We start from the raw sequence: 19,010 nt of genomic DNA, 5'->3' as shown, positions 1-19,010 counted from the left end.
CGCACCATGATCTTCGCGCGCTACCTCACGCCCGCCCGGGAACACCAGCGGCTCGGCCTGGTGTGCCTGGGCGTGGGGTGGCAGCAGGTCACCGCCATGCAGTTCGAGGGCCGGGTGCTGGGCTGCTACCAACTCACCCTGATCACCGGTGGATCGGGCTGGTTCCGCTCGGGCAACCGACACGCGCCGCGGATCCCGGTCCAGGCGCCCGCGGCCTTCCTGCTCTTCCCCGGCGAGTACCACGCGTACAGCCCCGACCCCACCGGCTGGCGCGAGCACTGGGTGCTGTTCGAGGGACCGACCGCCGCGGCGTACGAGGACCTGGGCTTCCTGGACCGGACCGAGCCGGTGATGTCGCTGGGCGGGGTGCGGCCGCTGCGCCAGGGCTTCGACCGCCTGCTGACCGCGGTGGAGCCGGGCGCGCCCAACCGCGAGGTGGTCACCTCGGCGATCGTGCACCAGTTGATCATCGACCTGAAGACGATCCGGGTCGACGAGGACGGCTCGCGGGTGGTCCGCTACTTCGACGAGCACGCCACCGAGCCGCTCACCGTCGGCGAGCACGCCCGCCGACTGGGCCTGGACGAGGCGGGGTTGCGCAGCGAGATGCAGCGCGCGACCGGCACCACCCCCAAGGAGTACATCGTGCGCACCCGGTTGTCCCGGGCCAAACGCCTGCTCCTGGCCACCGACCAGTCCATCCACGAGGTGGCCCGCAACGTCGGCTACGACGATCCGGCCTATTTCGCGCGGCTGTTCTCCCGCCGCGTGCAACAGTCGCCGTCCGAGTTCCGGCGCACCGGACAGACCTCCGGTCAGAATTGACGGGGGTCGATGGTCGACGGCGGCGCGGGTGCCCCGAGCAGGCCGCGCAGCGGCTCCTCCTCGGCCAGGAACGCACCGATGGTGATCGCGAAGACCACCACCGCGCAGGCCACGACCAGCCATGACATCAGGGTCAGCATCAGTCCGAACGGACCGAACTCGGCCACGCTGCGGGCCACCGCCCTGGGCATCACCAGATGTGAGCCGTACTGCACGCCGACCGTGCCCAGCGAGGCCAACAGCGAGCTGGGCAACAGCGGCAACCAGCCGATCCGGCCCTCCAGGAACAGGTACTGGGTCCACCACCAGACCAGCATCGAGGCCACGAACAGCATCACCACGCCGAGCCAGGGCCCGACGCCGAACCCCTCGTGAAACTGCGACTGGAGCAGCAGCGCGACCAGCCACACCGACATACACAGCAGCCAGCGCAGGATCAGCCGCAGACTGAAGCCGGTCGCGCGCACGAACCACGCCCGTCGGCACAACCGTTGCAAGGACCGGGCCACCTGGACCGCCATCAGGAGGGTGAACACCGCACTGGCCGCACCGGTCTGTTGGCGCAGGTGCGCACCCGCGTCGTGGACCCGGGCGACCTCGTCCAGCGAGCCGGCCGGCAGGCCGAGCACGGCACGCAGCGAGTCGCGCAACTCCTCGCGCAAGGCTTCCGGTGCGAACGCGGCGAACACGAACAGCGCCGGGACGCCGGCCAGGAACATCTTCGCGGCCAGGGTGGTGGCCGCCTCGATGCTGTTGACGACCAGGAACCTGGTGGTCAGCCGACCCACGAAGGCCATCACCGGCAGGTCCTTCAGCCGGCCCCGCAGTCGTGGCACGAATCCCCGGGCCGGCGCCCGCACACTCACCGGTCGAGCGCGACCGGCTCCCGCGCCCCGGCCGCCGCGATCACCTCCAGTACGGCCACGACAGCCACGACCACCCCCAGGACCAGCAGGACCGAGCCCACCGTCGGGTGGTCCCACAACACCAGCCAGATCCCGCCGAGCACGCCCACCAGGGCGTACAGCGGGCCTCGTCGCGCGGCCACGAACCGGCCCACCGACCCGGTGCCCGCACCGGTCCGAGCCAGCGCGCCGCCCGCCGCGTCGGGGCCGGCGGCCAGCCCGCGCCGGAGTTTCCCGGCCGACCGTGCCGGGCCGACCAGGAACGCCGCGATCGCGACCGCGGCCGCGGTGATCGCCAGCGTGAGGGTGGTGTCGCGGAGGAATCGGATCAGCGCGTCGAAGATCGCCGCCCCGGCGTCCCGGGAGATGTCCCGAGGCAAATCGTCCAGGTAGATCCGGCGGGAGACGACGAGCGCGATGGCGAGCACGATCATCGCGAGCACGGTGCCCACACCCGCCCACATGATCACCCGGCGACGCCGTGGCGCGACGCACACGCCCGCGAGGAAGAGCAGCACCACGGCGATCGGCAGCCAGGTCCCGGCCTCGTCGACGACGCGGAACACGTCCTGGCCCTTGCGCAGGCCCTCACGGTGCAACAGCACGAACCGGCGATCGGTGTCCGGGATGCCGGTCGCCAACGGGATGCCCCCGGCCGCCAGATTTTTGCGGACCCCGTCGACCACCGGCCCCAGATCCAGCACCACCTCACCGCCGGTCGAGGTCACCGCGCCCTCGTCCTCGCCCTTGAGCGCGGCCAGCGCGGACGCGTGGGCGGCGCGGAGCGCCTCGCGCCACACGACGGCGAACGCGTCGCTGGTGACGAAGGCCTGCGCGGCCTGACCGACCGACTCGTTCAACAGGCCCCGGATCGATCCGGACACCGGTCCCGATCCGTTGTTCAGGTCCAGCCCGAGCGCCTCGCGCAGCGCGTTGCTCAGGCCGGACACGTCCACCGCCTGCACGGCGGCGGCGGTGCCCCGGGCGGCGACGGCGTCCTGCACGGCCTCGTTCGAGGACAGCGGCGCCATCGTGGCGACGAAACGATCGGTGTTGCCGATCTCGTCGTCGGCCCACACGGCGACCACCGCGACCGGGGTGAGGACGCACGCGAGGACCAGCAGCAGACACGCCACCGCGAGCCGCAACCGATGCCGGCTCCGGCCCTGCTCGGCTGACTGGGACATCGGAGGCGCCCTCCCGCTCGTGACCGTTCATGACCATTCGTGACGCTGTGTCCCGAGCCGGTTCCATGAAAAACGGACGTCTACTCACAGCGGACGAATGGTGTACGGAGGGGAGGGGGATCATAAAGGTGCAAATCGCCCAATTACGTGTCAAAGTGCGAGAAGCCGTGTTGCAAGGTCGTGGGCCCCCACGACGGCAGGCAAGCGGTACGAGGCAACACCGCCCGGCTGCCCGGCCGGGGTTGGGAGTAGGCCATGAACAGCAAAATGGGCAGGTCGAGCGCTTGGTCCGGATGGGTGGCATTCGCCGCCTGCACCCTGCTCGTCCTGGGTGTGCTCAACCTCTTCCAAGGGTTCGCGGCACTGTTCGAGGACGATTACTTCGTCACCGCGTCCGGTCAGCTCCTGGTGTGGAGCTACGACACGTGGGGCGTGATCCTGCTGATCTTCGGCGGGCTGCAACTGCTCGTCGGTATGGGACTGCTCACCGGCGCGACCTGGGCCCGCGTGGTCGGCTCGGTGCTGGTGATGCTGAACATCGTCGGACAGATCGGCTTCCTGGCCGCGCACCCGGCCTGGTCCACCATCGTGATCGCGCTCGACCTGGTGGTCCTGTTCGCGCTGACCGTCCGTTGGGGCGCCGCGCAGGGCTACTCGGAGGACAGCGTTTCCGAATGGCGCGCCCGGGACGAGGCCCAGCGGACCGGGACCGGCGCGCACCGCAGGGACATCGATCGCGACGAACCGATGGCCTGACCCCGCACCGTCCGCACCATCCGCCACGCACGGACCCGCCAGGGCTTTCCGTGCGTGGCGGTTTCCTGTCGATACCGGAGGTTGTCCCGTGTCCACGCTCACCGTCTGGAAGTTCCCCACCGCGCACGGCGCCGCCGACGCCGAACAGACCCTGCTCGCGCTCCAGAAGCAGGAACTCGTGCAGGTACACGACGCGGCCGTGGTGTGGTGGCCCGAGGACGCGAAGAAGCCCAAGACGAAGCAGCTCAACAGCCTCACCGGGATCGGCGCGCTGTCCGGCACCTTCTGGGGGATGCTCTTCGGTCTGATCTTCTTCGTGCCGCTGCTCGGCGCGGCGATCGGCGCGGCGGCGGGCGCGCTCGGCGGCAGCATGAGCGACGTCGGCATCGACGACGACTTCGTCGCCGAGGTGCGCCGGCAGATCACCCCCGGCACCTCCGCGCTGTTCGTGATGACCTCGAACGCCGTGGTGGACCGGGTGCACGAGGCGTTCGGCGGGTCCCAGGCCGAACTGGTGCGCAGCAACCTGTCCGGCGACCAGGAGGCCAAGCTCCGTGAGGTCTTCGCGGACTGACGCCGAGGATCCGACGGCGGGCGGGGCCCGCCGCCGGACGCGGGTGCTACGAGCGCAGCCACATCGCTTCCTGGCCGCGGCCGAGGAGGTCGAGGAAGCGGGCGAGTTGCCCGGCCGCCGCCGGATGCCCCTCGGCCAGGGCACGGCGGTACATCTCCTCCGCCTCGCGGGTGCGGCCCCGGCGCTCCAGGAGCCCGGCGAAGCCGAGCGCGGCGTCCGGGTGGCCCTCGGCGAACGCGCGGCGGTAGAGCTTCTCGGCCTCCTTGAACCGGCCGCGCGCGCCCAGCAGCCCGGCCAGGTTGATCGCCGCGTCCGGGTGGCCCTGCGCGTACACGTGCCGGAACAACTGCTCGGCCTCGTCGAGGCGGCCGGAGCCGGCGAGCAGCAGGCCCAGGTTGTTCGCCGCGTCGTCGTGACCGTGCGCCGAGGCGTGCCGGAAGAGCATCTCCGCCTCGGGCGCCCGGCCGAGCCGGACCAGCAGCCGGCCGAGGTTGTTCGCGGCGTCCGGATGCCCCTGGGCGAGCGCGTGGCGGTACAACTCCTCGGCCTCGGCGGCGCGATCGTGCGCGGCGAGCAGGTCGGCGAGATCGTTCGCGGCCTCCGGGTGGTTGCGGGCCAGCGCCTCGCGGTACAGCGCCTCGGCCTCGCTCTCCCGGCCGGTGTCCGCGAGGTGGAAGGCGAGTTGCACGGCGGCGTCCGGATCGCCGGCCGCCGCCGCCCTGCGGAGCTGCGGTTCGTCGTCCTCGGCGGGCGCCTCGACGGCCGCCCGGAGGGGTTTCGCCAAGGAGATGCGGTCGGCGGGGAGCGGCGGGCCGGGCGGAGGCGGGGGCGGCATCATCGGCGGTGCGGCGGGCGGCCGGGGGCGATCGGCGGGGGCGGGCGGCGGCGCCTGGGTCAGCCGCGCGGCGACCGCGGCCGCGCCGGCGGGGCGGTGCGCGGGGTCCTTCGCCAGCAGGTCCAGGACCAGCCGGCTCACGTGCGGCGGCAGCTCGGGGCGGCGCCGCTCCGGCGGCTCGGGGACCCGATCGAGCTGGGCGTACACCGTGGCGGCGACGTCACCGGTGCCGAACGGCGGGGTCCCGGTGAGCAGTTCGTAGAGCACGCAGCCCAGCGCGTACAGATCCGAGCCGGGGGCGGCGGCCTGGCCGCGCAGGCGCTCGGGCGCGGTGTAGGCGAGGGTCCCGAGCAGGTGTGTGCCGGTCGCGGCGACCGGGGCGAGGCGACCGGCCAGGCCGAGGTCGAGCACCCGGACCCGGCCGTCGTCGGACACGAACAGGTCGGCGGGCTTGAGATCGCCGTGCACCAGCCCGGCCCCGTGCGCGTGTTCGAGCGCGGCGCAGATCTGCGTCGCCCACGCCAGCACGCTCGACACCTCGGGCAGCCCCGCGCGCAGCGTCGCCCGCAGGTCGCGACCGGTGAGCAACTCGGTGACCAGGAAGGGTGTGCCGTCGGTGTCCTGCCCGACGTCGGACACCGGGACCAGGCCGGGGTGCGTCAGCGCCGCCGCGGCCCGTGCCTCGCGCACGAACACCTCCGCGGCCTCGTCGTCCGGCGGGCCGTGCAGCAGCTTGACCGCGACGTCGCGGGACTCGGTCAGATCCCGCGCGGCCCACACCCGGCCGAGGCCGCCGCGACCGCGCTGTTCGACGAGTTCGTACCGGTCCGTCAGAACCCGACCCACCACTGTCACGACATCTCCCTCGTCCCGTCACCGTCCGGGAAGATCCTGCCCCACCGGCGGGGAATCGGCGGCCTCGCGGTCGGACCCGGCGACCGGCCGCCGGGCACCGCCGCGCGAGACCGCGACGCCGGCCAGGCACAACGCGCCGCCGACGAAGGTCAGCGGGCCGGGCACCTCGCTCAGGAACACCCAGGCCAGCAGGACCACGACGGCCGGCACCGCGTAGGTGGTGCTGCCCATCCGGCCGGCGCTGGTGCGGGCCAGCGCGTACGCCCACGTGGTGAAGCCCAGCGCGGTCGGGAAGACGCCCAGGTAGATCACGTTGAGCGTGGCCGCCGGCGGGGCGTCGGCGGTCTGCGTGACCAGTTGTCCCGCGAACGGCAGGCAGCACGACATGCCGACGAAGCACCCGTACGCGGTGACCTGGAGCGCGGAGGCGTGACGCAGCGCGGGCTTCTGCGCGACCACACCGGCCGCGTAGGACAGCGCGGCCAGCACGCACAGGCCCACCCCCAGCAGCGGCGCCCCACCGCCGTCGGACATCGAGACGCCGACCACGACCGCGCCCGCGAACGAGACGCCGATACCCGCCAGCAGTCGCGGCGCGAAGCCCTCCTTGAGCAGCCATCCGCCGAGCAGCGCGATGGCGATCGGGCCGATGTTGACCACCATCGCCGCGGTGCCCGCGTCCACCTCGCGCTCGCCCCAGTTCAGCACCGCCATGTACAGGCCGAACCACAACACGCCGGAGAGCAGGATGCCGGGCCACGCGGCGCGCGGCGGCAGACCCTCGCGGCGCACGAGCAGGATCACCCCGAGCACGAGCGAACCGCAGAGCATGCGCCCCAGGGCCAGCGCCCCGGGCGCGAAGTGCTCGCCCGCGCTGCGGATGGACACGAACGCGGACGCCCAGAACAAGACCGTGACCCCGGCCGCCGCGAGGGCGCGCCGATCGGGACCGGTCGCCGGGCGAAGACGTACATCCGACATCGTGTGGACCCCTCTGCGTTGCCGGTGCGCGGCGTGCGCGCCGGCGGCGGACTCGGTTTCGGGCACGACGGTAGGCGCGGGTCGTTTCGGCGCCCACCGAATCGTCGGCCGCCCGGATCCGGGGGCCGGGCCGCGCCGGCTTGTCCTGGTGATGCAGCATGGTGGTTTCCCGCCGCGTCCCCACGCCGGCACAAGGAGAGTCGCACCGTGAGTCGGAACCCCGCGAGCCCATTGCGCGGACTCGTCGGATACCCGCGCCGCAGCCCGGCGACGTTCGCCGTGCTGATCCTGCTCGCGATCGACGGGATCGTGGTCGGATGGCTCATGTCCGACGCGGCCGCGGATCGCCTCCTGGCGGACATCAGCACCAACCTCGACAACCTCGGCCACCGTCCGCTGCGCGCGATGGCGGGCAGCCTGATGCTGGCCGACGTGCACGGCACGCTGATGGGCAACCTGCTGACCATCGGGTTCGGGATCGGGGTGTGCATGGCGTTCCTGGAGCACCGGATCGGCACGCTGCGTGCGGTGGGGATCACGGTGCTCGGGCACGTGGGTGCGACGCTCGTCACAGCGGTCGTGCTGATCGCGGCGATCCACCACGGGACCTATCCGGAGGACATTCGGTACACGCTCGACTACGGGGTGAGCTACGCCTCGATGGCGGCCATAGCGGCGATCACGCCGCTGCTGCCCGGGCGGCTGCGGCCGTGGTGGGCGCTCGCGTGCCTGCTGTACCCGTTCTCGTCCGCGCAGTGGTACGGCGATCTCCCGGACTTCACCACGATCGGCCACTTCTCGGCGGCGCTGATCGGCCTCGGGTCCGGATTCCTGTTCTCGGGCCGGTTGCGGCCCGCGTCCGAGCGCGCGCCGCGGGCCGGCGAAGCCGTGCTCCCGCCGGCCGCGGAGCCGCTCCCGGAGGCGGCCGGGAACGGCTCCGCGCCGGCCCGCGGGACGCGTTCGGGTCAGGCCTGAACCGGCGGCACCCGCCACTCGATCAGCACCCGATCCTCCAGCGGCAGTTCCTCCGGGCCGAGTGCGACGTGGTCGATCACGTAGCGGAAGAGCAGCACCACGGCGTCCGACTCCATGTCCGGCAGGGTCTGCCGGGTGGCCCCGAGCACGTCCAGCAGGAGCACCGGGTCGGACTCCAACTCCTCGATCTCCTCGGCCAGTTCGGCATCCAGGTCGTCGGTCGCGGCGAGCGCCGCGATGGACCGGGCGACGAAGGCCGGCTCGGTTTCGAGGCGGACGAGCACCTGCTCGGTGACGAACGCGTCGAGCAGATCGGCGTCGATGTCGACACCACCGCCGGCGCACCCGCACCCGTCGCCGCAGCCGCCGACCGCGCTGACGTCCTCCAGGCTCAGGGGAGTGCCGACGGTGGGCAGGGGGATCGGCTGGGCGGAGGCGTCGGAGGCGGGGAAGTCGGAGGAGGACACGCGAACCCTTCGGGGAAGCTTGCGCCGGGAGGCCGGCGGGGCGGAGGAGCGTCCATGGTCGCACCCGGCGTGCGATCGCGGGATCGGCGCGCGATCGGCGCGGCATCGCGCGGGTCGGGGCCGGATTCGCCGGCCGGCACAAGATCGAGATATCCCGCCGGCCCGGTCGCCTGGCGTGCTAACGTTAATTGCTGCTGTGGTTCCCATGGAATTTTCTGTGCGCCTGCTGGTTGTAGCCAACAGGTGCACTTTTGTTTTTCCGGTGTCCAACTCCGGGCGGGGTAATCAGCAACGATTCGGGTCTCGCAGGGTGCGAGATCCCGGTACTGCCCCGAAGGGGAAGATACGTGGCTACTGGCACCGTGAAGTGGTTCAACGGCGAAAAGGGCTTCGGCTTCATCGAGCAGGACGGTGGCGGCCCCGACGTCTTCGCCCACTACTCGAACATCAACGCTCAGGGCTTCCGTGAGCTGCAGGAGGGCCAGAAGGTCTCCTTCGACGTCACGCAGGGCCAGAAGGGCCCGCAGGCGGAGAACATCAACATCGTCTGAACCCGCTCATGGGCGCGGCTTCGGCCGTGCAGCGAGGGCCCGCGCCGCACGGTGCGGGCCCTTCCCGTGGCCCGCGGCCCCATCGGGGTCGACGGTTCTTCGACCGAGAAGGCCACGGTGCAGCACCCCAGGCGGATGCCCGACATCCGCCGATCAGGACCCTGCCCGACGCGACCTCGTCGCCTCGGCCCCGCACGGTCCGGCACATCGGCCGCCGCTCTTCGGCAGGCGCCCGACCGTTGCGCACTATCTCGACGCGAGTGACCCGAGTCACCACGTCGGTTCTTTTTCAGCTAGTTCGGCTCGTTCTTGCGACTCCTTGTGCGGCGTCATGCCGCGGAGACGTCCTCGATACGCGCCGCATCGAGGAAGGTTCTCCATGAATCGCACCCCCCGCTCCAACGACCGATACAGCCGCAGCGGCGGCGGCAGCAGCGCCGGCCGCAGTGGCGGCTACGGCGGTGGCGGCGGCCGCGGCCGCGGTGGCGCCCCGTCGGGCAACCGGCGCAAGCCGATGACCGCCGGCCCCGTGGCCGAGTTCGCGCTGCCGGTCAGCACGACCCCCTCGCTGCCCGCGGTGGGCTCGTTCGCCGAGCTGGACATGCCCAAGCCGATGCTGGCCGCGCTCACCCGCCAGGGTGTCACCGAGCCGTTCCCGATCCAGGCGGCCACGCTGCCCAACGCGCTGGTCGGGCGGGACGTGCTCGGTCGCGGTCGGACCGGCTCGGGCAAGACGCTCGCGTTCGGCCTCGCGCTGCTTGCCCGGATCGCCGGCCGTCGGGCCGAGAGCAAGCAGCCGCTCGCCCTGGTCCTGGTGCCCACCCGCGAGCTCGCGCAGCAGGTCACCGACGCGCTGATGCCGTACGCCAACTCGGTCCAGTTGCGGATGACCACGGTCGTCGGCGGCATGTCGATCGGCCGCCAAGCCAGCTCGCTGCGCAACGGCGCCGAGGTCGTGGTGGCCACCCCCGGCCGGCTCAAGGACCTGATCGACCGCGGCGACGCGCGGCTGGACGCGGTCGGCATCACGGTGCTCGACGAGGCCGACCAGATGGCCGACATGGGCTTCATGCCGCAGGTCACCGCGCTGCTCGACCAGGTGCAGCCGGACGGCCAGCGGATGTTGTTCTCGGCCACGCTCGACCGCAACGTCGACCGCCTGGTCAAGCGCTTCCTGTCCGACCCGGTGGTGCACTCGGTCGACCCCTCGCAGGGCGCGGTCACCACGATGGAGCACCACGTGCTGCACGTGACCGAGGCCGACAAGCACACCGCCGCGACGCACATCGCGGCGCGTGAGGGCCGGGTCATCATGTTCATGGACACCAAGCACGCGGTGGACCGGCTCACCCGGCAGATGTTGCAGAGCGGCGTCCGCGCCGCCGCGCTGCACGGCGGCAAGTCGCAGCCGCAGCGCACCCGCACCCTGGAGCAGTTCAAGAGCGGGCACGTCACCGCGCTGATCGCGACCAACGTCGCGGCCCGCGGCATCCACGTGGACGGCCTGGACCTGGTGGTCAACATCGACCCGCCGACCGACCACAAGGACTACCTGCACCGCGGCGGTCGTACCGCGCGCGCCGGCGAGTCGGGCAGCGTCGTGACGCTGGTCACGCCGAACCAGCGCCGCGAGATGGCCCGCCTGATGATGATCGCCGGCATCGAGGCGTCGACCATCCAGGTCCGGTCGGGCGACGAGGAGCTCACCCGCGTCACCGGCGCCCAGGTGCCCTCGGGCGTCCCGGTCGTGATCTCCTCGCCGGTCTCCGAGGCGCCGCGTCGCGGTGGCTCGGCCGGTGGGCGCGGTCGTGGCCGTCGTCCCGGCCAGGGCGGCGGCAGCGGTACGGGCCGTCGTCCGTCCGCTGCGGCCTCCGGCGCCTCCTCGGGCCGCTCCGGCGGTTCCACCGGCGGCGGCGCCCCGCGCCGGCGCACCGCCGCCGCGTAGCCACGGTCGGGCTTGCCGGGGCGGCCGGTGGGCCGCGGTCCTCGACCGCGGTTGTCGACCGTCGCGCAAGCCTTCGAGAACTCCGAAGCCGCGTCCGGGATTTCCTCCGGGCGCGGCTTCGTGCCGTGCCGTGCCGGGCGGTTGCGCCCCAAGGGTGTCGAAACCGTCACACCCCGGACGGGCATGGGGAATTGATCCGCATTGTTAGTGTTGAACGATCCCCGGTCGTCCAAGTTCGTGAGGTCAGCACGTGCGCAAGCCACTGATATCCGGCTCCCGCAAGGGAATTCGCATGGTCGCGCTGCCCCTGGCGGCGGCCGCCGTCCTGCTCGCGGGATGCGGTTCGGGAGGGGCGGACAAGGCGGGGAAGTCGGAGGCGGCGCAGGGGAAACCGGGCTCGGACGGGAATGAGGCCAAGGACACACCGGCGCGGGTGAGCGTGGATCCGATCGACGGGACCCAGGGTGTGGTGCCGGGCAAGCCGATCACGGTGACCGCCGACTCGGGCACGCTGGCCTCGGTGCGCGTGGTGGACGCGCAGAACCGGGCGATCGAGGGCGCGGTGGGGGCGGACGGCCGCACCTGGACCTCGACCACGCGGACCATCCCGGGCGCCGCCTACACGGTGACCGCCACCACGCGCGGCAAGAAGGGCGCGGAGACCTCCGTCACCAGCAAGTTCGGCACGCTCAAGGCCGACACCGTGAACAAGGTCACGCTGCGTCCGGCCAACGGCGGCACGTTCGGCGTCGGCCAGCCGGTGTCGATCATGTTCGACCACGCGGTCAAGGACAAGGCCGAGGTCGAGCGCAACCTCAAGGTCACCACCGCGCCCAACGTCGAGGGCTCGTGGGGCTGGACCAAGGACCAGTCCGGCAAGGACCGGGTCGACTGGCGGCCACGCGAGTTCTGGCCGAGCGGTACCAAAATCACCCTCAACGCGAACCTGGCGGGTGTGGCCAGCGGTCCGGGGACCTACTTCACCCGGGACTACGAGAGCACCTTCACGGTCGGCACGAACCGGGTCGTCGAGGTGGACATCCCCAAGAAGCGGCTGACCGTGATCGAGGACGGCACGGCGGTCAAGACGATCAAGATGTCGGCCGGCTCGAACGAGTTCCCCACCCGCGGCGGCACGCACGTGATCCTGAACAAGAACGCCACCGAGACCCTCGACTCGACCACGGTCGGCCTCGGCGACAGCTACAACCTCCCGGACGTCCCGTGGGTGGTGCACTTCACCTCCTCCGGCACCTTCTTCCACTCGGCCGCGTGGAACACCGCCAACATCGGCGTCGCCAACACCAGCCACGGCTGCGTCGGGATGACCGTCCCGGACGCCGAGTGGTTCTACAACCGCGTCCAGGTCGGCGACCCGGTCGTGGTCAAGGGCTCGAACAACACCGAGGCCACCGAGCCGGGCAACGGCTTCGGCAACTGGCAGCTCACCTACGACCAGTGGAAGGCCAAGAGCGCCCTCGCGAGCTGAGCCGGGTATGCCCGGGGCTCGGCCGAATCGGTCGGGCCCCGGGTCGGTTCACGTGCCGGAACGCGGCACCCGGGCCGGCGCGCTCCGCCGGCCGCCCGGGCGCTCGGGCAGCGACGGCGTGGCCGCACCCCCACCGACATCCTGCGCGTCCCCGGCGCGCGGTGCGGCAGCCCCCGCAGCCCGACGCCCCGCAGCGTGCGGCCGGCCCATACCGCCTGCCCGCCTCGGTCCCCGGGTCGGGCACGCGCCGTCGTGGCGCCGCGTCGGCGGATGCCTCGGCCCGCCGGGCGGTTGGCGAATGGATTCTGCGGGTGGTGTGCAGGACATGTATCTTCTACGAGTCTGTAGATCAAGTTCCGAGCGCGTGTGTGCGAGAGGCAGGGGATCCCGATGGCTCTGTGGGACAAGTTCAAGCAGTCGGCCCAGACGATGCAGGGGCAGCTGGAGGCGAAGAAGAACGAGCTCAAGAGCGGCGGCTTCCGGGACGCGAGCATGGCGATCTGCGCTCTGGTGGCCGCGGCCGACGGCTCGATCGATCCGGCCGAGCGGCAGCGGGTCACCACGCTGATCACCACCAACGACGTGCTGCGCAACTTCGCCGCGAGCGACCTGGAGCAGCGCTTCGAGGCCTATCTGGCCAAGCTCACCGCCGACTTCGAGCTGGGCAAGGTATCCCTGCTCCAGGACATCGGCAAGGTCAAGAAGAAGCCGACCGAGGCGCGCGCGGTGATCCAGATCGGCATCGTCATCGGCGGCGCGGACGGCCACTTCGACAAGACCGAGCAGGCCGTCGTGCGCGACGCGTGCTTCGCCCTCGACCTGGCCCCCGTCGAGTTCGGGCTCTGATCGCACGGGCCCGCGCCGATCACCGGGGCGGGCCCGCCAACCCTTTCGAGGGACCGATTCCGCCCGACGGCCGATGTTCGTCGGGCGGAATTCCCGGCTTCGTCGGACGTTGGTGACATGACCGACGCCCGCTTCCGCACCGGGCCGCGGCGGGCTCGCTGGTGGGGTCCGTTCGCGGTCGCCGCCATCGTGGTGCTGCTCGCCGGCGGGTGGCCGCTGATCGACTCGTGGATCGCCGGCGACAAGCGAGTCCGGGCGGGCACGGTCTTTCGGGTCGGACCGGACGAGGACCATCGCGCGTGGTTCCGGGTCGGCTCCGGCTGGACGTTGGACCAGGCGGCGACCACACCCTCGCGCGTGTTCGTGCTGCGACACGGCGCCGTGGACCTGTCGATCGCGTACATCTCGCTGCCTCGGGCCGAGGACGCGGACGCGCTGTGGACCGGACTGCGCGACACGGTTCGGGTCGGCGACCGGCACGCCCGGCTCGGCGCGCCGGTGCCGCTGACCGCCGACGCCGGGGCCCAGGGCATGGTCGGCACGCTGGACCGGGGCGACGACACCGGACGGGCGGTGATCTATCCCGGTCCCGAGGACGCGTTCGCGATCCGGCTGATCGCGCTCGCGCCACCGGATACCGCCGATCCCGACTGGCTGCCGGTACGGGACGTGATGCGCTCGCTGACCTTCACCGAGGAGGCCGCGTGAGCGCTGTCGTGGTCCGACCGTCCGGCGAGCGTCCCGCACCGATCGCCCTGACGGTGGGACTGCTCGCCTGCGTGTTCGGCCTCGGCGTGATCGGCTACGAATACCGGGACACGGTACGGGTGTTCCCGGCCGCGGCGGCGCTCGCCGGTTTCCTGCTCGTGCTCACCCTGGGCGTGGGCTATCTGCTGCCCCGCCGGATCCGGCCGGTGGTGGCGCCTCCGCACGCGAGCTCACTCGCGTGTGTCGGGTGGGGGATGACCGCCGCGACCGGTTGCGCGATCCTGGCCAACACCGGTCTGGGCGGGATCTGGGCGAAGACCAGGGGGGTCGACTTCGCGGACAGGTGGGGCGCCGCGGTGACCGCGCCGTTGAACGAGGAGACGCTCAAGCTGTGCGGCGTGCTGCTGCTCGCGTTCGCCGCGTCACGCGCGATCCGCGCGCCGATCGACGGCTGGGTGTACGGAGCCCTGGTCGGCCTGGGCTTCCAGGTGGTGGAGAACCTGCTGTACGCGCTGAACACCATCCTGCTGGACGGTGCGACCGATCCGGGCGCGTCCGTGGACGCGTCGTTCGCGGCCCGGGTCGGGATCACCGGGTGGGGTTCGCACTGGGCGATGAGCGCGGTGGCGGGCACCGGCATCGGCTACCTGGTCGCGCGCGACGGTCGACCGCTCGCCCGCCGACTGGCGGTCGCGCTCGGCTGCTGGCTGCTCGCGATGGGAATGCACGTGTCGTTCAACGCGCCGACGGTGTTCGGATGGCGTGGCACGTTGGTGAAGGTGGCGGCGAACCTGGTGATCGCGCTGCTGGTCTACCGGGCCGCGCGCCGGCACTACCTGGCCAGGTTCCGGCAGGTGGCCGCCGAGGAGGCCGCGAGCGGCGCGATCCGGCCGGAAGAGGCCGCGTTGTTGCCGCGGTGCCATGGTCGGCGACAGGCTCGCTCCGGCCCGCGCCCGCGGCCGACGCGGGTGCTGATCGGGGAGATCGAGGCGGCCCAACTGGCGCTCGTGGCCGCGCGGATTCCATCCGCGGACCCGGAGGCGCCGGCCCGCGCCGAGCGGCTGCGCGCGGAGATCGCGACGCTGCGGGCGCACCTGCGGGCGAGGCCCGTCGCGGACGCGTCGGGATGGCCGGGGCGGACACCGGCGCCGCCTTCGTGAGCGGGCGGTTGGCACCGGCGTCGTGTCCTGTGCCCGGCCCCTCTCGTGTCGCGGGCTCGGCCCCTCTTGCGTCTCACCAGCCCCTCTGGGCTGCCGAGTTCGATGCCGTCCCGGATTCGCGCACGCCGGCGGGGGATCTTTTGCAACTTCGCGGCGGTGGAGTTCTACTTGATGGAGCGAGAGGGGTCCGACGGAGATAGACGCGGAGAAGCGATCGAAGTCGGACCGCGCACCGCGCAATCAGGATCCACGAGAAGTGGATGGGCCCCTCTCGGCCGCATCATCGCGGTCGGGCACACCGCGGCAACCCCGGTCACCGCCACCCCGGTTGCCTGGAGCAGGCGACACGAAAGCCCGCCGGACTCGATCCGGCGGGCTTTCGGGCGTCGGCCGCGCCCTCGGGCCTGGCCGGCCGAGGGCGCCGGTGTGGCCGTCGAGGGTGTCGGTCAGCCGTCGGCGATCTTGCGCTTGACCTCGTCCATGTCCAGCCCCTGCGCCTGCTTGATCAGGTCGACGAGCGCGGCCTCGGGCAGCGCGCCCGGCTGCGAGAACACCACGACGCCGTCCCGGACCAGCATCACGGTCGGGATCGACTGGATCGAGAACGCCTGCGCGAGGTCGGTCTCCGCCTCGGTGTCCACCTTGGCGAACACCACGTCCGGGGTCGCCTCGGAAACCTTCTCGAAGGTCGGTGCGAACGATCGGCAGGGTCCACACCAGGACGCCCAGAAGTCGAGCACGGTCAGTCCGTCGCCGGATACGACCTCTTCGAAGTTCTCCTTGGTCAGTGCGACCGTGGCCATGCGTCCTCCCAAACGTTCGTGCCCCGTGGCTTGCGTCTACGTGGCTGTCAACAGGCGCGGGGGCGAGGGCATTCCTGGGCTTGTCTCGGGCCCGTCCGCGGGACTTCGCGACGACCGCGCGGGGCGTCGACGGGGTCCTGCGGGCGCGTTCCGCGAACACCTACCCAGCCGACCGCCGCACTGCACACGCCCCGTGACCCCAACCGTCACACCCGCACCATAGGCTTGTTCGAACCGGCGCCGACCGCCGGTTACCGTGCAGCCGAGGAGTCCCGCCATGCGCTACACCCGCCGCAGCGTCGTCAGTCTCGCCCCGGCCGAACCCGGGTGGGACGTCGAGGTGACCAAGGCCGGCGAAGAGGCCGTTCTGTGCCCCGTCATCGGCTGGGCCATCGTCGTGCTCGACACCAGCGCCGAGGGGCTGACCGAGACCGCGATCGAGCCCGCGTTCGTCTACGACGGTGCCGTGTACACCCCGGCCGAACTGGCGCACTCGATCGGTGAGCTGGACTACCAGATCATCGAACCGGAGGAGTGAGCGGACCGCGATCGGGTCTGGCCCGGTCGTGGCAGTCCACCTCGCATCGGCTCCCGTCACGCGCTCGGCGGGAGCCGTCGGCATTCCCGGGTCCCGCCCTGCTCGTCGGTCGGATCCGGGGCGGCCGGACCCGCCTTCGTCGCGCGGGTGTCCGGTTCGGGCGTACCGGCCGGCCCGGGCTCGACCTCGGCGAAGCGGGAGAGGGCGATCGCGCCGGCCACGGCCAGCACGAAGCCGATCAGCGCGAGCGGGACGTACGGGCCCGGGCGGCTGTGGTCGCCCAGGAAGACGATGCCGACGGCGGCGGGCAGTACGGTCTCGCCGACGACCAGGGCGGCGGCGACCGCGGTGACCACGCCGCCCTGGAGCGCGACCGTGTACAGCAGGAAGGTCAGCGCGGCGCCGGCGAGCAGCGCGTAGCACGCGGGGTCGCGGACCAGCGCGGACGGGGACAGGTCGGTGATCACGCGCGTGGCCAGCGCGATCAGGCCGAAGCCGAGCCCGGAGAGCAGGCCGAGCAGGCGCGAGCGCCACGGCTCGGTCAGGCGCGCGCAGCGCCGGCCGGCCAGGCCGAGCAGGGCGACGCCGGCCAGGAGCGACCAGCGGAACGCGGCGTGGGTGTGTGCCGGGCCCTCGTGCCCCGCGGAGACGCCGAGCAGGGCCAGGCCGGCGCACACGGCCGCGACCGCGCCCCATTCGCGACTGTGCAGGCGGGCGCCCAGGATCGGGACGGCCAGCACCGCGGTGACCGCGAGGTTGGCCGACTGGACGGCCTCGACGGCGAAGATCGGCAGTTGCCGCAGTGCGACGAACTGGCAGACGTACCCGACCAGATCGAGTCCGGTGCCGAGGACGAAGGGCCATTGCCCCAGGGCCCGGACCAGCACCCTGGGATCGAGCCCGCTCGTGCTCGCGGTGCGCCGCGCGCCCAGCGCCTGGAGCACGGTCGCGACGCCGTAGCAGAGCGCGGCGGCCGGCGCCGCGAGCACGGAGAACAACACGGTTCGACGGTATGTGTCGTTCCGGCCCGCGTGGTGCAGGACGGGCGGTGCGAAGGGGTGACCGGGAATGGTGCCCGGCGCGGCCGGTCGGTGCGGCCTCTCGGGATGGGTCTCTCGGCGTGGGCCCTCCGGGATGCGCCGAACTGCCGGACCGGGCGGCCCGATTCGCCGGCTCAGCGCAGTTCGGCGACCACCGCGTCGTTCAGCACCGGCCATACCTGGGCCGCCCACGGCCCGAACTCGCGGTCGGTCAGACACACGCAGGCCGCGTCCAGCTCCGGGTCCACCCACAGGAACGTGCCGCACGCGCCGAAGTGGCCGTACGTCGCGGGCGAGTTGGTGGTCCCGGTCCAGTGCGGCGACTTGGTGCCGCGGATCTCGAAGCCGAGCCCCCAGTCGTTGGGCCGTCGGGTGCCGTAGCCCGGCAGTACGCCGTCCAGGCCGGGGAAGACCACGGTGGTGGCCTCGCGCACCGTTTCCGGCGCGAGCAGGCGCGGTGCGAGCAACTCGGCCGCGAACCGGCTCAGGTCGCGCACGGTGGACACGCCGCCGGCCGCGGGGGAGTCGCCGATCGTGGTCTCGGTCATGCCCAGCGGCTCGAAGACCGCCTGACGGACGTACTCGTCGAACGGGATGTCGCAGGCCTTCTCGATGGTGGCGCCGAGCAGGTTGAAGCCGGTGTTCGAGTAGATCCGCTTGCGGCCCGGGCCGGCCAGAACGCGGTCCTCGTCGAAGGCCAGACCCGACGTGTGCGCCTGGAGGTGCCGGATCGTGGACCCGGGCGGCCCCGCCGCGTCCCCGGGCTCGATCGCGCCCTCCTCGATCGCGGCGAGCGCCGCGTACGCGGTGAGCAACTTGGTCACCGAGGCGAGTCGGAACGGCTCGTCCACCGGGCCGTGCTCGCCCTTGACCACCCCGTCCCGGGTGATCACGGCCGCAGCGGCTTTCCCGACGGGCCACGTGTCGATCATGCGCAGGCTGTTCACGGGAGTCGAGCCTACGGCGAGGGTACGCGGTCGCCCAACCGAGGGATCAGATCCGCCATCAACGCGGCCAGTTCGTGCGCACACGCGACGAAATCGGCCTCTTCGCCGCCGCCGGGGTCGACCACGTCCTCCCAGTCCGGTTCGAGCTCGACCGAGGCGAGGTCGAGCGCGGCGAGCCGGTGCGCCAGGGGTTCGCCGGCCGGTCCGGTGGCGGGCAGGTCGCGGACGAGACGCCGCAGGGTCGCGGTGCGCGCGGCGCCCTCCGGGTGGTGCCGGCGGATGTACTGCACGTGCTGGTACTCCTGCGTGATCAGCAGGTCGGCCGCGGCCACGTGCGCGTCGGTGAGCTGGGTGCTGCGGTGGCCCGCGGCGCTCAGGCCGAGCCGCTCCAGCGCGGCGCGGGTGCGCCAACTGATCTGTAGGCCCTCGACCACGAAGGTGCCGGCGGTGGCCACGCGCCAATCGGGCCGGGCCGCGCGGGCCAGTTCGCCGGCGATCACCGAGCGGGTGGCGTTGCCGGTGCACACGAAGAGCAGCGAGGTCATCCGTACATCATGGGGCCGGTCATCGAGGCGGGGCGGGGCGGGCCGCGGTCGGTCCGGGGTGGGTGGGTGTGGGGCTCG

At 72.3% G+C, this 19,010-nt stretch carries 20 protein-coding genes; 11 read left to right on the top strand and 9 right to left on the bottom strand.

Translation table 11 applies throughout. The features are described 5' to 3' along the window. Window positions 1–6: 6 nt before the first annotated feature. Complete coding sequence (locus tag ACIRL2_RS02555; protein ID WP_395869569.1) at window positions 7–825, top strand: AraC family transcriptional regulator; 819 nt, start codon at window positions 7–9, stop codon at window positions 823–825. Here the strand turns inward: ACIRL2_RS02555 and ACIRL2_RS02550 are convergent. Both ACIRL2_RS02550 and ACIRL2_RS02545 read right to left on the bottom strand, forming a co-directional pair. Then, window positions 816–1,661 (bottom strand): ribonuclease BN, encoded by an 846-nt coding sequence (locus ACIRL2_RS02550; RefSeq protein ID WP_402229574.1) that lies wholly within the window; start codon window positions 1,659–1,661, stop codon window positions 816–818. The two genes, ACIRL2_RS02555 and ACIRL2_RS02550, sit on opposite strands and share 10 nt — an antisense overlap. A gap of 26 nt (window positions 1,662–1,687) precedes the next feature. After that, on the bottom strand, window positions 1,688–2,917 hold the full coding sequence (locus ACIRL2_RS02545) for a hypothetical protein (RefSeq protein WP_402229572.1): 1,230 nt from the start codon (window positions 2,915–2,917) through the stop codon (window positions 1,688–1,690). 255 nt (window positions 2,918–3,172) lie between these two features. Here ACIRL2_RS02545 and ACIRL2_RS02540 point away from each other — a divergent pair, with 255 nt between their 5' ends. Beyond that, window positions 3,173–3,673 (top strand): hypothetical protein, encoded by a 501-nt coding sequence (locus ACIRL2_RS02540; RefSeq protein ID WP_395869563.1) that lies wholly within the window; start codon window positions 3,173–3,175, stop codon window positions 3,671–3,673. 88 nt (window positions 3,674–3,761) lie between these two features. After that, the gene (locus ACIRL2_RS02535) at window positions 3,762–4,247 is read left to right on the top strand and encodes a DUF1269 domain-containing protein (protein ID WP_395869561.1); all 486 of its coding nucleotides are present in this window, start codon (window positions 3,762–3,764) and stop codon (window positions 4,245–4,247) included. Between the two features lie 46 nt (window positions 4,248–4,293). Here the strand turns inward: ACIRL2_RS02535 and ACIRL2_RS02530 are convergent, their stop codons facing one another. Further along, on the bottom strand, window positions 4,294–5,937 hold the full coding sequence (locus tag ACIRL2_RS02530) for a tetratricopeptide repeat protein (RefSeq protein WP_402229569.1): 1,644 nt from the start codon (window positions 5,935–5,937) through the stop codon (window positions 4,294–4,296). Between the two features lie 18 nt (window positions 5,938–5,955). Continuing rightward, complete coding sequence (locus tag ACIRL2_RS02525) at window positions 5,956–6,918, bottom strand: DMT family transporter (RefSeq protein WP_402229567.1); 963 nt, start codon at window positions 6,916–6,918, stop codon at window positions 5,956–5,958. Between the two features lie 207 nt (window positions 6,919–7,125). Here ACIRL2_RS02525 and ACIRL2_RS02520 point away from each other — a divergent pair, with 207 nt between their 5' ends. Then, window positions 7,126–7,893, top strand: a complete 768-nt coding sequence (locus ACIRL2_RS02520; RefSeq protein WP_395869555.1) for a rhomboid-like protein — start codon at window positions 7,126–7,128, stop codon at window positions 7,891–7,893. Here ACIRL2_RS02520 and ACIRL2_RS02515 read toward each other — a convergent pair. Further along, on the bottom strand, window positions 7,884–8,360 hold the full coding sequence (locus ACIRL2_RS02515) for a hypothetical protein (protein WP_402229565.1): 477 nt from the start codon (window positions 8,358–8,360) through the stop codon (window positions 7,884–7,886). The two genes, ACIRL2_RS02520 and ACIRL2_RS02515, sit on opposite strands and share 10 nt — an antisense overlap. Before the next feature lie 347 nt (window positions 8,361–8,707). On the opposite strand from ACIRL2_RS02515, the gene ACIRL2_RS02510 reads away from it, so the two are divergent. The 6 genes from ACIRL2_RS02510 to ACIRL2_RS02485 all read left to right on the top strand — a co-directional run bounded on the left by ACIRL2_RS02510 (window position 8,708) and on the right by ACIRL2_RS02485 (window position 15,059). Continuing rightward, a complete protein-coding gene (locus tag ACIRL2_RS02510) occupies window positions 8,708–8,911 on the top strand; it encodes a cold-shock protein (protein ID WP_020554660.1) in 204 nt (67 codons plus the stop codon). A gap of 379 nt (window positions 8,912–9,290) precedes the next feature. Next, on the top strand, window positions 9,291–10,856 hold the full coding sequence (locus tag ACIRL2_RS02505) for a DEAD/DEAH box helicase (RefSeq protein WP_402229562.1): 1,566 nt from the start codon (window positions 9,291–9,293) through the stop codon (window positions 10,854–10,856). A 250-nt stretch (window positions 10,857–11,106) separates the two neighbouring features. Continuing rightward, window positions 11,107–12,345: an Ig-like domain-containing protein gene (locus ACIRL2_RS02500; RefSeq protein WP_402229560.1), complete on the top strand. Its 1,239-nt coding sequence runs from the start codon at window positions 11,107–11,109 to the stop codon at window positions 12,343–12,345. Between the two features lie 390 nt (window positions 12,346–12,735). Next, window positions 12,736–13,191 (top strand): tellurite resistance TerB family protein, encoded by a 456-nt coding sequence (locus tag ACIRL2_RS02495; RefSeq protein WP_395869548.1) that lies wholly within the window; start codon window positions 12,736–12,738, stop codon window positions 13,189–13,191. Window positions 13,192–13,308: 117 nt separating this feature from the next. Then, complete coding sequence (locus ACIRL2_RS02490; protein WP_395869546.1) at window positions 13,309–13,899, top strand: hypothetical protein; 591 nt, start codon at window positions 13,309–13,311, stop codon at window positions 13,897–13,899. Next, window positions 13,896–15,059, top strand: coding sequence for a PrsW family intramembrane metalloprotease (locus tag ACIRL2_RS02485; protein WP_402229557.1), 1,164 nt, complete (start codon window positions 13,896–13,898; stop codon window positions 15,057–15,059). Before ACIRL2_RS02490 ends, ACIRL2_RS02485 begins: the two co-directional genes overlap by 4 nt. A 446-nt stretch (window positions 15,060–15,505) precedes the next feature. On the opposite strand, the gene trxA is transcribed toward ACIRL2_RS02485, so the two are convergent. Beyond that, window positions 15,506–15,874 (bottom strand): thioredoxin, encoded by a 369-nt coding sequence (gene trxA, locus ACIRL2_RS02480; protein WP_395869542.1) that lies wholly within the window; start codon window positions 15,872–15,874, stop codon window positions 15,506–15,508. A gap of 265 nt (window positions 15,875–16,139) precedes the next feature. On the opposite strand from trxA, the gene ACIRL2_RS02475 reads away from it, so the two are divergent. Then, window positions 16,140–16,400, top strand: coding sequence for a hypothetical protein (locus ACIRL2_RS02475; protein ID WP_020554669.1), 261 nt, complete (start codon window positions 16,140–16,142; stop codon window positions 16,398–16,400). A gap of 56 nt (window positions 16,401–16,456) precedes the next feature. On the opposite strand, the gene ACIRL2_RS02470 is transcribed toward ACIRL2_RS02475, so the two are convergent. The 3 genes from ACIRL2_RS02470 to ACIRL2_RS02460 all read right to left on the bottom strand — a co-directional run bounded on the left by ACIRL2_RS02470 (window position 16,457) and on the right by ACIRL2_RS02460 (window position 18,932). Then, window positions 16,457–17,401, bottom strand: a complete 945-nt coding sequence (locus tag ACIRL2_RS02470) for a hypothetical protein (RefSeq protein WP_402229554.1) — start codon at window positions 17,399–17,401, stop codon at window positions 16,457–16,459. A gap of 173 nt (window positions 17,402–17,574) precedes the next feature. Next, window positions 17,575–18,387 (bottom strand): serine hydrolase domain-containing protein, encoded by an 813-nt coding sequence (locus ACIRL2_RS02465; RefSeq protein WP_395869538.1) that lies wholly within the window; start codon window positions 18,385–18,387, stop codon window positions 17,575–17,577. A gap of 11 nt (window positions 18,388–18,398) precedes the next feature. After that, window positions 18,399–18,932, bottom strand: a complete 534-nt coding sequence (locus ACIRL2_RS02460) for a hypothetical protein (RefSeq protein WP_402229551.1) — start codon at window positions 18,930–18,932, stop codon at window positions 18,399–18,401. Window positions 18,933–19,010 lie beyond the last annotated feature (78 nt).

It is taken from the genome of Embleya sp. NPDC127516 (genome assembly GCF_044765325.1).
Taxonomy (GTDB): domain Bacteria; phylum Actinomycetota; class Actinomycetes; order Streptomycetales; family Streptomycetaceae; genus Embleya.
The sequence above is the reverse complement of the archived record's forward strand: the minus strand, read 5'-3'. Positions and strand labels throughout refer to the sequence as shown.

What these genes read in the sequence shown, in the direction of transcription:
- ACIRL2_RS02495 (WP_395869548.1), top strand. Translation starts at nt 12,736, where the DNA reads ATGGCTCTGTGGGACAAGTTCAAGCAGTCGGCCCAGACGATGCAGGGG.
- ACIRL2_RS02475 (WP_020554669.1), top strand. Translation starts at nt 16,140, where the DNA reads ATGCGCTACACCCGCCGCAGCGTCGTCAGTCTCGCCCCGGCCGAACCC.
- ACIRL2_RS02525 (WP_402229567.1), bottom strand. Translation starts at nt 6,918, where the DNA reads ATGTCGGATGTACGTCTTCGCCCGGCGACCGGTCCCGATCGGCGCGCC.
- ACIRL2_RS02460 (WP_402229551.1), bottom strand. Translation starts at nt 18,932, where the DNA reads ATGACCTCGCTGCTCTTCGTGTGCACCGGCAACGCCACCCGCTCGGTG.
- ACIRL2_RS02555 (WP_395869569.1), top strand. Translation starts at nt 7, where the DNA reads ATGATCTTCGCGCGCTACCTCACGCCCGCCCGGGAACACCAGCGGCTC.
- ACIRL2_RS02540 (WP_395869563.1), top strand. Translation starts at nt 3,173, where the DNA reads ATGAACAGCAAAATGGGCAGGTCGAGCGCTTGGTCCGGATGGGTGGCA.
- ACIRL2_RS02490 (WP_395869546.1), top strand. Translation starts at nt 13,309, where the DNA reads ATGACCGACGCCCGCTTCCGCACCGGGCCGCGGCGGGCTCGCTGGTGG.
- ACIRL2_RS02545 (WP_402229572.1), bottom strand. Translation starts at nt 2,917, where the DNA reads ATGTCCCAGTCAGCCGAGCAGGGCCGGAGCCGGCATCGGTTGCGGCTC.
- ACIRL2_RS02505 (WP_402229562.1), top strand. Translation starts at nt 9,291, where the DNA reads ATGAATCGCACCCCCCGCTCCAACGACCGATACAGCCGCAGCGGCGGC.